The organism is Tautonia sociabilis, assembly GCF_003977685.1.
Classification (GTDB): domain Bacteria; phylum Planctomycetota; class Planctomycetia; order Isosphaerales; family Isosphaeraceae; genus Tautonia; species Tautonia sociabilis.
The window spans coordinates 165,931-178,569 of sequence record NZ_RYZH01000002.1; the positions used below are offsets into that span (position 1 = coordinate 165,931).

The 12,639-nt window shown below is 67.5% G+C and carries 10 protein-coding genes; 4 read left to right on the top strand and 6 right to left on the bottom strand.

Features of this window, described 5'->3' with window-relative positions; translation table 11 throughout:
* Nucleotides 1-87: 87 nt before the first annotated feature.
* Together TsocGM_RS01855 and TsocGM_RS01860 are read left to right on the top strand one after the other, a co-directional pair.
* The gene (locus TsocGM_RS01855; protein WP_126723616.1) at nt 88-678 is read left to right on the top strand and encodes a DUF6677 family protein; all 591 of its coding nucleotides are present in this window, start codon (nt 88-90) and stop codon (nt 676-678) included.
* Nucleotides 675-878, top strand: coding sequence for a hypothetical protein (locus TsocGM_RS01860; RefSeq protein WP_126723617.1), 204 nt, complete (start codon nt 675-677; stop codon nt 876-878). The genes TsocGM_RS01855 and TsocGM_RS01860 overlap by 4 nt, the downstream gene beginning before the upstream one ends.
* Nucleotides 879-888: 10 nt before the next feature.
* Here TsocGM_RS01860 and lptB read toward each other — a convergent pair whose 3' ends face one another.
* The 5 genes from lptB to TsocGM_RS01885 all read right to left on the bottom strand — a co-directional run bounded on the left by lptB (nt 889) and on the right by TsocGM_RS01885 (nt 8,367).
* Nucleotides 889-1,911: an LPS export ABC transporter ATP-binding protein gene (gene lptB, locus TsocGM_RS01865; RefSeq protein ID WP_199756676.1), complete on the bottom strand. Its 1,023-nt coding sequence runs from the start codon at nt 1,909-1,911 to the stop codon at nt 889-891.
* Between the two features lie 58 nt (nt 1,912-1,969).
* A complete protein-coding gene (lepB, locus tag TsocGM_RS01870) occupies nt 1,970-3,769 on the bottom strand; it encodes a signal peptidase I (protein WP_158633335.1) in 1,800 nt (599 codons plus the stop codon).
* The gene (gene lepB, locus TsocGM_RS01875) at nt 3,766-5,307 is read right to left on the bottom strand and encodes a signal peptidase I (protein ID WP_126723619.1); all 1,542 of its coding nucleotides are present in this window, start codon (nt 5,305-5,307) and stop codon (nt 3,766-3,768) included. The genes lepB (TsocGM_RS01870) and lepB (TsocGM_RS01875) overlap by 4 nt, the downstream gene beginning before the upstream one ends.
* A 35-nt stretch (nt 5,308-5,342) precedes the next feature.
* Nucleotides 5,343-7,148: a translation elongation factor 4 gene (gene lepA, locus TsocGM_RS01880; RefSeq protein WP_126723620.1), complete on the bottom strand. Its 1,806-nt coding sequence runs from the start codon at nt 7,146-7,148 to the stop codon at nt 5,343-5,345.
* 220 nt (nt 7,149-7,368) lie between these two features.
* On the bottom strand, nt 7,369-8,367 hold the full coding sequence (locus tag TsocGM_RS01885; protein ID WP_126723621.1) for an ROK family protein: 999 nt from the start codon (nt 8,365-8,367) through the stop codon (nt 7,369-7,371).
* A 251-nt stretch (nt 8,368-8,618) separates the two neighbouring features.
* Between TsocGM_RS01885 and TsocGM_RS01890 the strand changes: the two genes are divergently transcribed.
* Nucleotides 8,619-9,557 carry an alpha/beta hydrolase gene (locus TsocGM_RS01890; RefSeq protein ID WP_126723622.1) on the top strand — a complete coding sequence of 313 codons (939 nt, stop codon included), beginning with the start codon at nt 8,619-8,621 and terminating at the stop codon, nt 9,555-9,557.
* Between the two features lie 18 nt (nt 9,558-9,575).
* On the top strand, nt 9,576-10,541 hold the full coding sequence (locus TsocGM_RS01895) for a DUF1570 domain-containing protein (protein WP_126723623.1): 966 nt from the start codon (nt 9,576-9,578) through the stop codon (nt 10,539-10,541).
* On the opposite strand, the gene TsocGM_RS01900 is transcribed toward TsocGM_RS01895, so the two are convergent.
* A complete protein-coding gene (locus TsocGM_RS01900) occupies nt 10,542-12,506 on the bottom strand; it encodes a preprotein translocase subunit SecA (protein WP_126723624.1) in 1,965 nt (654 codons plus the stop codon).
* Nucleotides 12,507-12,639: the final 133 nt, after the last annotated feature.

Sequence of the window (12,639 nt, forward strand, 5' to 3'; positions counted from 1 at the left end):
CTAGGCAGGGGGGGGCGGCTCGTGCTACGATACTTCGATCGCTCCCCCGCTTCCCCCGCTTTGAGGACGGGCCCCGGGCCTTCGCCGATGGACCGACCGAATCCCGATCTGATCCCCCTGAAGAACCGCTCCAAGGCGGCTGCGCTGGCGCTGATCTGGCCAGGGCTCGGCCACCTGTATCAGGGCCGGTACGCCAAGGGGATCCTCTATCTGATCTGCATCTTCGGCCTCTACGCCGTCGGCTTCGCCTTGGGAGAGGGGGCCAACGTCTACTGGACCTGGGTCAATCCGCTGCGCGATGCCGAGCACTTCCGGCTTTACTACCTCGGGCAGTTCTGGGTCGGACTACCCGCCTGGCCCGCCTTGCTTCAGGCGACGCTCGTCCATCTCGGCCATCAACCGATCCTCGATGGCTTCATGGCCGCCCCCCTGCTCGAACCGGGGATGAACGACGAGGTGCGCGGCGTGATGGAGAAGGTCGTCAACCACGCCTTCTCGCTCCACCAGAAGTACGGCGGCCTGAAGGAGGTCGGAGACATCTACACGACCATCGCCGGGCTGCTCAACGTGCTGGCCATCTACGACGCCTTTGAGGGCCCGGCCGATCGGGCCAACCCCTCCGCGCAGGCCTCGTCCTCGACCGATGCGACGGCAAAGGCCGAGGAGATCGGCCGATGATCCCGCTCCTGCCGATCGCGTTGATCAATACGTACTGGTTCGCCCTGCCCCTGATTCTTGCCATCAGCCTTGTCTACGCCGCCTCCCGGCATGAGGAGTGGCCTCGAATTCTCCGCCACGCCGCGAGGCTGTTCGTGATGATCACCGGCATCCTCGTCCTGGCGACGGCGATCCTGCTGGCGATCAACACGCAGGTCTGATCCGACCTGCTCACCGGGAGGACGGGCCGGAATCGATCCCGTACTCCTCCGCGTCGTCGTCCTCGTCGGCCTGCCCGAAGGACGGGTCGAGGATCACTGGGCCGAAGGCGTCGAGCAGGGGGTCGTAGTCGACCACCGGGATCGGTGGGGGCGCGATCGGTGACGGTGACGGTGCGGGCGAGGGTGCCGGCGCGGGCTCGATCGTCGGCGCAGGAGCGGCCGATGGGCTCGTCGTGAGCGAGGACTCCGGGGCCTGGCCCACCGCCCGAGAGGGGGGCACGTGCGGCGGCCGCTCGAGCAAGTGGCCGACGTCGGTTCGCTCTCCCAGATAGTATCGGCGGACGTCGGGGTTCTCCAGGAACTCGACTCGGTTCCCCCGGGCGACCACCCGTCCCTGGTAGATCAGATAATTGTAGTCCGTGACCTCCAGCGTCTCACGATACTCGTGGTCGGTCAGCAGGATCCCGATATTGAAGGCCTCGGCCAGCTCCCGGATCGAAACCTGGATCTCCTTGACCGTCTTCGGGTCGATGCCGGCGAACGGCTCGTCGAGCATGATCAGGCTGGGTTCGGTGATCAGGCAGCGTGCGATCTCCAGCCGGCGTTTCTCGCCGCCGGAGATGAACTGGGCCTTGGTCTTCCGGATGTGGTCCAGCCCGAACTGATCGAGCAGTTGATCCCGACGGGCCCGACGCTCGCGACGCCCCAGGTCGCTCCGGGTCTCCAGGATCGCCATCAGGTTGTTCTCGACGGACAGTTGGCGGAAGACGCTGGTTTCCTGGGGCAAGTATCCGAGCCCGGCGCGGGCGCGACGGAACATGGGCAGGTGGGTGATCTCCTTGCCGTTGAAGGTGATCCTGCCGCCGTCGGCCGAGATCAGGCCGATCGTCATGCGGAAGCTCGTCGTCTTGCCCGCCCCGTTGGGGCCGAGCAGGCCGACGACCTGGCCCCGCTCCACCTCGAAGTCGACGCCGCAGACGACCTGCCGCTTGCCGTACCACTTCTGCAGGTCGCGGACTTCCAGAAGGGCCATGGGGCCGATCCTCCTTGATCGGTGGCGAGAGCGGTCGCCCGGAGCGAGGGGAGAACGTTCACCGGATCCAGGTCATCCGTTCGACATAGGGTCGGAAGGGAATCCGGAAGTCCCGGGAGAGGCGGATGTCCGGGCCGAAGGGCTTGCCATGAGGCCAGTAGACGAAGAAGGCTTTGCCCACGATCAGCTCCTCGGGCACCTCGTAGTACGCCCGGTCGAAGTCGGACCAGGGGCCGATCTCCCAGCGCCGGCCGGCATCGTCGTAGTAGATCCCCTCGATCTCAAACTGGTCCCAGGCGCGGCTGTCCTTGCTCCGGGGGCTGTTGTCACCCATCATCATGTAGCGGCCGGGCCGGATGGCGAAGGTCCTCGGCTCGTCGAGCCGGGCCAGCTCGCTGAATCGAGCCGGGTCCCGCATCGCGTCGACGAGCCAGCGGAACTCGTCCCAGCTGCGGAGGGTCCCGAACTCTTCGAGGTCGGAGGCGTTTGGCTGCAACGTATAGTAGATGTCGCGGCGGAGGACAAGGTCGCTTAGCCGAACGGAGGCTCCCGCCGCTCCCACGCCCACGGGAGACAGGTCGGCCAGGGTCGGCGGCCGGGGCTCCTCACGGTCGACGTCGTAGGCCACTCCCTCGCCGAACGGCGTCCGGCCGTCGACCCAGAGCGTCAGGCGGTCGTCGATGTTGGCGAACGCGATCCGGTACCGTCCCGGGCCGGAGATGCCGCACCCCTGGGGCGTTCCGAGAACGTTGCCGTCGCGGGTGAGCGTCGCCTGCCCCTCGGCCAAGTCGATCGTGCAGCGATGGGGCACGCCGGCCTCGATCAGCTCCACGATCACCTGGCCCCGGCCGGCCTCGACCTCCAGGACGAATTCGACGGCCAGGTCCCCCACCCAGTGCGGCTCCACGATCGGAGGAGAGCCAACCTCGTTCCCCCCCTGGTTCGTGTTGTAGGAAGAGAAGTCCTCGATCAGCGACGGCGACGGTTCTCGATCCAGCGTCTGCCCCTTGAGGATCGCCCGCCACTGGTCGGCGTCGGGGACCAGGTGCCGGTAGCGCAGCCAGGACACCCGTGAGGGGTCTGCCGTCCCGGAGGCGAACTCTCCCGGCCGCTGCTCCGACTCGGACCAGTCCCCCTCCTCCAGGGGGGCCCAGCGGCGCCATTCGGGCCGGTCGGCGAGCGAGACGGGGCGTTGCCGGTCGTCGTAGACGGGAACCAGCATCGCCCGGAGGTGACGGAGCGGTTTGCGCAGGATCCGGAACGGCTCGTCTCCGTCCAGGGGACGGGAGAACAGGTCGCCCCCGTTGATCTGGAGCTCCTCGCCCGGCAGGCCGACCAGCCGCTTGATGTAGTTCTGCTCCGGGGCCTCCGGGTAGTGGAAGACGACCACGTCCCAGCGTTCCGGACGACTGGCGAACGGCAGGAAGGGCAGCTTGTAGGGGAACTTCATCACGAGGATGCGGTCGCCGTTGTAGCTGGGCTCGTCGTCCAGAACGGTGCGGAACCGGCAGTTGTAGCAGGTCCCGAATGCCACCGCGCGCCCGGACCTCGGCTCGTCCGCCGCGTTCACCGCGTAGGAAACGCCGCACTGCGGGCAGGAGACCTCCTTGTGCCGGCCCATGAGGGTCGGCGCCATCGAGCCGGTCGGGATCACGAACGCCTCCGCCGCGAACCCGCGCACCACCAGGGCGAGGATGAAGGCGACGACGATCGACTCGATCGTCTCGCGGTGCGACTCGGTTGGCCGGGGCGTCGCCGGGCTCGGGGAGGCTTGGGGGCTCGCCTTGCGGCGATCGGCGGTCCGGGTCATCGGGCTCCCCTGCACGGCTCGGGCGTTGGAGTCTGCGAGCGATCTCAACGAATGTATCGGATCTCACGGAGGTCGGGAACCCAGTACGGCTCTCCGCCGAAGACCCGAAGCGGCACCCCCCGGCTGGGGAGGTGGACCAGGAACGGCTTGCCCAGGAGCATCGCTCCCGGGACGACCGGGCTCTCCGGCCAGAATCTCGAGTCGTTGGACACCGGGCTGTTATCCCCCAACACGAAGTATTCGTCCGACCCAAGCCGATAGGGCTCGCCGACCGCGAACGGCTGGACCGGGGAGTGACTCTGGCCGTCGGTGTAATAGACGTCCCGGTACACCCGGAGGCGGGACACGTCGGCCCCCTGGCCGACGACCCCCAGGGCGATCGGAGGCTCCAGTAGCGGGGTCGGCGGCGGCGTCCGGGACGGCGGATCCAGGTCGAGCGGCTCGAACAGCGGTTCGCCGTCGAGGGCGACGATCAGCCGATGGTCGAAAAAGGAGGCCTCCAGCCGCCTCGGCCCAGGTCGATTCGCCCAGGAGGCAGCCAGCGCGACGGCTCCGTCCTCGGTGCGGTAGTGCCGACCCAGGAACTCCACGCTTGGCGGTGCCTGGCCTCGGAGCGGGATGGCCAGCACCAGGGGCCCCGACGCGGACAGGAACCTCAGGGCCAGCGCCTCGATCCCCTCGGACAGCTCCAGGTCCGCCTCGAGCATCAGGTCCTCGACTCGCCGGCCCGACCCGAGCCGGGCGCCGTTGTAGGCGACGAAGTCTCGGATCGGCCCGTAGTGCCCTCGATCAGGGTCGACGTGCAAATACTCCAGCCAGTCGATCGCCGGACCAGCCGGGCCGTCGGGTGATGGGCGGTGGGGGAACGCCGATGCTGAGCCCTCATGGGAGTCCCCCGGATCCCACCCGGAAACCAGGCCGTCTTCCCGGCGAGCCCTCCAACGCGGGAACAGCGTCGGTGCCGGCGGGCGGTACTTGCTGTCGTGAACCAGCAGCCGCATCCCCCGGACCTCCGCCAGTGTCTTCCTCGCGATCTTGCCATCGACGTACACGTCCCCGTTGATCAACTCGATCGCCTCGCCGGGCAGACCGACGACGCGCTTGACGTAGGCCTGGTCCGTCTCCGTCGGGTTCAGGAACACGACGACTTCCCAGCGGCGCGGAGCCCGCCATTTGAAGAAGAACTTCTGGACAAGCAGGCGGTCTCCGGTTCGCTCGGCGGCGGGGGCGTGTTCCAGATTGGCGCCGCAGTTTGGGCAAAGCGGCTGGCCGGCCTGGCCGTTCTCGTCGACGCCGAGAGCGAACTGGAAGTCGCACGAGGTGCAGCGCACGTCACGATGGACGCCCAGCAGCGTCGGCGCCATCGAGCCGGTGGGGACGATGTACGCCTCGGCCGCGAAGGTGCGGACCAGCAGCATTCCGATGAACAGGATCGGGATCGACTCGACCAGCGGTCGGGAGGACGCCGGCCGGCCGATTCCGGCCTCGGCCTCGGCGATCGAGGCCCGGACCTCGACCCCGGGCGGCGGCAGGGCCGTTGCGAGTCGAGGGACCTCCGCCGAGTCGACCGCCCCGGACTGTTCCATGAGCCCCCCCCTTGTCGGATCCACCGGTCCTCGCCTCAGGCCTCGCCGGCCTCGAGGACCGAGAGGAAGGCCTCCTGCGAGATCTCGACGTTCCCCACCTGCTTCATCCGCTTCTTGCCTTCCTTCTGCTTTTCCAGAAGCTTCCGCTTGCGGGTGATGTCGCCGCCGTAGCACTTGGCGGTGACGTTCTTCCGCAGGGCCGAGATCGTCTCCCGGGCGATCACTTTCGAGCCGATCGCCGCCTGGATGGCGACCTCGAACTGGTGGCGGTCGATCTCCTCCTTGAGCTTCTTCACCAGCTTCCGGCCCCTGCGTTCGGCGAAGTCGCGATGGACGACGATGGAGAGGGCATCGACCCGGTCTCCCGCCACCAGAACATCGAGCCGGACGAGGTTGTTCGGCCGGTAGCCGAGCAATTCGTAGTCCATCGTGCCGAAGCCTCGAGTGGCCGACTTCAGCTTGTCGTACAGGTCGTAGATCATCTCCGCCAAGGGGAGCTCGTAGGTGACGATCACCCGGGTTGGCGTGATGTAGTCGGTCTTGATGTAATCGCCGCGCCGTTCCTCACAGAGGGCCATGATCGCGCCGATGTTGTCCGAGGGGACAAGGAAGTTGACCCGCGCGTAAGGCTCGCGGAACTCCTCAATCTCGCCCGCATCGGGGATGCGGGTCGGATTGGAGACGTGAAGCGTCTCCCCCTTTCGGGTGATGATCTCGTAGGTGACGTTTGGTGCCGTTTGGACCAGGGAGAGGTCGCTCTCGCGTTCCAGCCGCTGCTGCACGATCTCCATGTGCAGCATGCCGAGGAAGCCGCACCGGAAGCCGAAGCCGAGGGCGTCGGATGTTTCCGGTTCGAAGGTGAAGCTGGAGTCGTTGAGGGCGAGCTTCTGGAGGGCCGTCCGGAGGTCCTCGAACTGGTTGTGCGTGGCCGGGAAGAGCCCGCAATAGACGACCTGCCTCGGCTCCTGGTAGCCGGGCAAGGCCGAGGCGGCCGGCGTGTGGGCGTCGGTGATCGTGTCGCCGACGCGAACATCAGAGAGCTGTTTGATGTTGGCCACGACGAAACCGACCTGGCCGACCCCGAGCTCCTGGACCGGCACCTCCCTCGGGCGGAACTGGCCGAGCCCGATCACCTCATACTCGCGTTCCATCGCCATCAGCCGGATCTTCTGGCCGACTCGGATCGTGCCGTCCACCACCCGGACGTAGACCACAACACCTTGGTAGTCGTCGTACTTCGAGTCGAAGATCAGTGCCCGCAACGGGGCCTGGACGTCTCCCGAAGGGGGGGGGATGCGGTCGATCAGGGCCCGGAACAGCTCAGGGACCCCAGCACCGGTCTTGCCGCTGACGGCGAGGATCTCGTCAGGATCGAGACCCAGCGTGTTGAAGATCTCCTCCTTGATCTCCTCTGGCCGGGCCGCCTGCATGTCGATCTTGTTCAGCGCGGGGACGAGGGCCAGGTCGCCAGCGATGGCGAGATAGGCATTGGCGACCGTCTGCGCCTGCACTCCCTGAGTGGCGTCGACCAGCAAGATCGCCCCCTCGCAGGCCGCGAGGGAGCGGGAAACCTCGTAGTGGAAGTCGACGTGCCCGGGGGTGTCGATCAGGTTCAGCTCGAAGGTCTGGCCATCAAGCGTGTAGTGGATGCTGACGGCCCGGGCCTTGATGGTGATGCCGCGCTCACGCTCGAGATCCATGTCATCGAGCAATTGCTCGCGGAACTCTCGCTGAGAGATCGCGCCGGACTGGAGCAACAGCTGGTCGGCCAGCGTGCTCTTGCCGTGGTCGATGTGGGCGACGATCGAGAAATTGCGGATGAACTTCGGATCGTGGGCCATGAGCAGTCCGGGGGAGTCGGGTCGGCGAGGCGACCGGGCGGGAAGGCGGAGGGCATCATCCGGCCCGATCGGGCCGGGCCGGGGCGGACGCCCCCACCTCACAATAGTAGCAATCGCCGGGGGCTCGGGCGAGATGGACCGCCTTGAAGCCCCGGAATCCCACTCCCAGGCCGAGCCCAACCCGATCCGCCGCGATCCCTTACGGGGAGATCCCACGGGATCAGCCCGTCGACCTCTCCCCAAAGGCCATCCGGGCGCAACCGGCGGCCCCGATGTATCCGGCATCACCACCGAGGGTCGCGTAGTCGATGATCGTCTTCGCCGCCGGAAGCGGGAAGGCCATCCGCCTCACTCCCTCCCGGATCAACCCGATGAACTCGGGCCCGGCGCTGGACATGCCGCCACCGAAGAGGATGATGTCCGGATCGATCAAGTGCATCAGGCAGACGGCGCCGACGGCCAGGTAGTGCGCCGTCTCCCGCATCAGGCGAGACGCCAGGGGATCACCGGCAAGGGACTCCTCGTTGATCGACCGCGCGGTCAGCGTGCCGGCCGCGAGGTGGCGACGGAGGGCTGTCTCCTCGTCGGCCCGCTCCAGGGCCTCGACGGCCCGCTTCACCAGCGCGGTGGCGGAGGCATACGCCTCCAGGTGGCCGTAGCCGCCGCAGCCGCACTGGCGGCCATTCTCCATCTGGATGATCATGTGGCCGACCTCGGCACCGTGGCTGTGGCGACCCTCGATGATCTTCCCCTGTTCCACGATGCCGCCGCCGACGCCGGTGCCCAGCGTGAACAGCACCAGACTGGACACCCCCTTGCCCGCACCGACCCAGAATTCGCCGTACGCCGCGGCGTTGGCATCGTTCTGGAGCACGGTCGGCTTCTTCAGGAGCGCGGCGAGGCGGTCGCGCACCGGGAAGTTGTTCCATCCCGGCAAGTTAGGGGGTTCGAGTAGCATTCCGCCGGCGATGTCCATGGTGCCGGGGGTGCCGAGCCCGACCGCCGCGATGTCGTCCCAGGACAGCCCGCTCGCCTCGACCGCCAGCCGGCCGGCCTCGGCCAGCGTGGCGACGCCCGCCTCGGGCCCCCTCGCCGCATGGGTTTCGATGCTGACCGAAGAGAGAGAGCGGCCCTCGTCGTCGACGACCCCGCTCTTGACGTTGGTCCCTCCCAGGTCGATGCCCAGGTAGAACGGCAAACGGCGTTCGGTTGCGCTCATGCCGAGCCTCGAGGCGACTCCCGGACGGAGTGGTGTGGGTCGATGCGACGGGGCGAAGCGTTTCAATTTAGCCACGGGCGCCCGGCCGGTCAATCGTGCGAAAACCGCTCCTCATGACCCGGGTCGAGTCTACCATACGATGAGGGAGGCCGGTGCCCGGATCGTTGCGGCCCCGAGCGTGCGCCGGTAGGGTAGCCGAGAAGGGGGGCCAGCGCCGTTCCCTCCCCGACGCACATCGACGAGACGCACCCATGAGACGCCGGAAGACCCTGGGATGGGGCGTGCTCGCCCTGATCGCGCTGTCGGTTAGCCTGGCCGCGGGCCAGCAACGATCCGGGGACCGGCCGCCCCCCGACCGGGCCAACGTCCCCTACGGCCCTCACGAGCGAAACGTCCTGGATTTCTGGCGGGCCGACACGGACGGGCTTACCCCCCTGGTCGTTTACATCCACGGGGGGGGATTCCGGGGAGGAGACAAGGCGGGAGTTCCTCCTGAGCTGCTCCGGGGCTGTCTGGAGGCAGGGATCTCGGTCGCCTCGATCAACTACCGACTCTCGCAGCACGCCCCCTTCCCCGCTCCGATGCTCGACGGCGCCCGGGCGATCCGGTTCCTCCGCTCAAAGGCGGAGGATTGGGGGATCGACCCCGACCGCATCGCCGCCTCGGGAGGCTCGGCCGGCGCGGGGATCTCCCTCTGGGTCGGCTTCCACGACGACCTGGCCGACCCCAACGCCGAGGACCCGGTCGACCGCCTGTCCAGCCGCCTCTCCTGCATGGCGGTCGTCGGGGCCCAGACGACCTACGACCCCCGGGTGATCGCCACCATCGTCGGCGGCAGGGCGGCCGAGCATCCGGCCCTGCCGCTCTTCTTTGGCCTAGCCGAAGACCAGTTCGACTCGGAGTCGGCCGCCGAGCTGTTCGAGCAGGCCTCTCCGGACACCTCTGTCTCTCCGGACGACCCTCCGGTCCTGCTAGTCTACAATGAACCGAAGGGACCGCTCCCTCCTGATTCCCCCCCCGGACGGGGAATCCACCATCCCAACTTCGGCGAGTACCTGAAGGCGAAGATGGACGACCTGGGGATCGAGTGCACCTGCGTGCATATCGATGACCTGGAGGGCGGGCGACCCGAGGCTGACGCCGAGATCATCTCCTTCTTCCGCCGCCAGTTCGGGATCGATGGCCCCTGAGGATTCGGAGAACCTCCCGTGACCGGACTGGACCTGGCGATTTCCCGCCGCCGGTGGTTGCTCGGCGTTGGGGCCCTGATCGGCTCGGCTCGGGTGAGCGCCCGGCAGACCGATCCGCCGGAGGGAGTCTCGGATCCGCTGGACGTGATCCGACGTCGCGCCGACGAGGTCGGTCTGCCCGGATTCCGGGTGCGGGAGGGGATGCGATATACCGTGATCGGCTCCGCCTCAGACCGTTTCATCGCCGGTGCCCTTCGGCTCTGCGAAGGGCTGGCCGACGACTACCTCGATCACTTCGCTGGCCGGGGATTCGCCGTCGAGGCACCCAAGGAGAGGATGGTGATGGTCGCCCTCGACGATCGGGACGCCTTCTCCCGATTCGTGGGGGTCGAGCAGCCTCCCGAGGTGACGGGGATCTTCGAGGTCGGTCCGAACTACCTGGTCCTTTACGATGGCCGCAACGGCGGCCCCGCCGGCCCGACGGCGGAGCGAGCGAACTCGCTGACCCTGTTCCACGAGGCGATGCACCAGCTCACCTTCAATACCGGGCTGCTGCACCGAGACGCCGATATTCCCCTGGCCGTGAGCGAGGGCCTGGCGACCTATGGCGAGGTCCGTCGTCCCGGAGGCCGAGGGGAGGTCGGCGACCTAAACTGGGAGCGGCTCGCCGTGATCCTCTCGGCCCTCTCCCAGAGGCGTCCGCTCATCCCCTTGGCCGATCTGATCGGCGGCGATCATCCCTTCCAGAAGGAGGAAACGGTCCAGCTCGCCTATGCTCAGTCTTGGCTGTTCGTCTTCGGCCTGATCCGAAACGACCAGGCGACCGAACGGTTTCGGGCCTACCTGGAGGCCCTTCGCGATGTCGAGCGGCCCCGGCCCCGGGTCGAGCTGGCCGAGGAGCACCTGGGAGACCTGGCCCGGCTCGACGCCATGCTTCCGCAGTTCGCCGCCCGGCTCTCGAGGTCGAGGGAGCCGATCCGGTGATTAGCCGAGCACGGGGTTCAGGCCCATGTTCTCGCGCATCTCGGCTCGGTGCTTCTCGTAGTGCATCAGTAGGCGGCGGTCCTTCCGATGCTGCCGCTCTTTTTTCGCCTGCGCTCGGGCGAAGAGGCGGCGGAAGGCAGGGCTGGTGAGCTCTCCCCGATGGGCGTATCGCGCCCGGAGCCGGCCGGCCGGCTTCTCTCCGAAGGCCTCGATTAGCTCGTCCTCAAGCGAGACGAAGAATTGGGCGTGGCCCGGGTCTCCCTGGCGGGCGCACCGGCCGGCGAGCTGGCGGTCGATGCGGAATGACTCGTGCCGCTCCGTGCCGATGACGTGCAGGCCCCCGAGCTGCGCCACACCCTCGCCGAGCTTGATGTCGGTGCCACGGCCGGCCATGTTCGTGGCCACGGTGACCCGCCCCGGCTGGCCGGCCTGGGAGACGATCTGCGCCTCGATCGCGTGGTTCTTGGCGTTGAGGACCTGGTGCTCGATGTTCGCCTCGTTCAGGAGGGCCGAGAGCTTCTCCGACTTCTCGATCGACCGCGTGCCGACGAGCACCGGCACTCCCTTCTTGTTCAGCCGGACGATCTCATCGGCCACCGCCCGGAACTTCTCGTCCTCGGTCGAGAAGACGCGGTCCTTCACCCAGACGCGTCGGCTGGGCTTGTTCGTGGGCACGGGGAAGACGTGGACGGAGTACGTCTTACGCAGTTCGGCGGCGTCGGAGCGAGCGGTACCGGTCATGCCGGAGAGCTTCTTGTACCGCTTGAAGAACTCCTGCACGGTCACTCGGGCGGCAGTGATCGTCTCCAGGGTGATCTCCAGCTTCTCCTTCGCCTGGATCGCCTGGTGCAGGCCGTCTTGCCACTGGCGGCCGGGCATCAGTCGGCCGGTGAACTCGTCGACGATGACCACGTCCATCACCCCCTTCTCGTTGGGGGCGACGACATACTCCTTGTCCCGGATGTAAGCGATCTGCGCCCGCAGGGCACGCTCGACGTATTCGTAGAGCTGGTCGACCGTCAGCATCGAGAACGCCGACAGGCCCGCCTTGAGCTGGACTTTCCGGCGCCCGGAGGCGTTCAGCTCGGCCTTGCGTTCCAGCGGGTCGTACTTGAAGTCCTTCGTGCGGACGAGCGTCTTGGCGATCTCGTCGGCGCCGTAATAGGCGGAGGCCTCCTCCTGGGTCGGCTGGTTGTTAGCGCCGATGATGAGGGGGGTTCTCGCCTCGTCGATGAGGATCGAGTCGGCCTCGTCGATGATCGCGTAATGGTGGGTCCGCTGGACCGGACGGGCGGCCTCGGCCGTGGTACCGGCGCCGATGAAGGCCTGCATGAAGGTCTTGCGGTGATTCTCGCCGTGCTGGTACTTCTTGAGCTGGTCGCGGAGGAAGTCGAAGCCGAGTTCCTTGCCGGTGCCGTAAGTGATGTCGCAGCCATAGGCGGCGCGGCGGATGGAGTCGTCCTGGCCGGTCTGGATGCAGCCGACGGTCAGGCCGAGCTTGTGGAAGATTGGGGCGTTCCACTCGGCATCGCGGTGGGCAAGATAGTCGTTGACGGTGACGACATGCACCCCCTTGCCCTGCAAGGCGTTGAGGTACGCCGGCAGGGTGCAGACCAGGGTCTTCCCCTCGCCGGTTTCCATCTCGGCGATCGACCGGAAATGGATGGCGATGCCGCCCATGAGCTGGACGTCATAATGCCGCATGCCGACCGTGCGCTTGGCCGCCTCGCGCACCAGGGCGAAGGCCTCCGGCAGCAGCTTGTTCAGCGAGTCGCCCTGGCGGGCCTTCTGGCGCAGGGCGAAGCTTCGGGCGGCGATCTGGTCGTCCGACTCCTTCTCCAGGGTCGGCTCCAGCGCATTGATCTGGTCGACCAGAACGGCGAATCGGCCGTACCGAGCCGGGTAGGTCGGTCCCGCGATCGCCTTCGCCCGATTCAGCCAGGAAGGTCCCAGTCGGCTGGCCATCGCCCGATTCTCCTCGATGCTCCCGGTGTCTCGAACGCGGGGACGACGCCCCGGGCCGCGCCCGGATGGCCGGGGCGCGCATGCTCCTCGACAAACGGACTCCGGGAGGGCCGATCTTCCCGAGTCTCAGGGA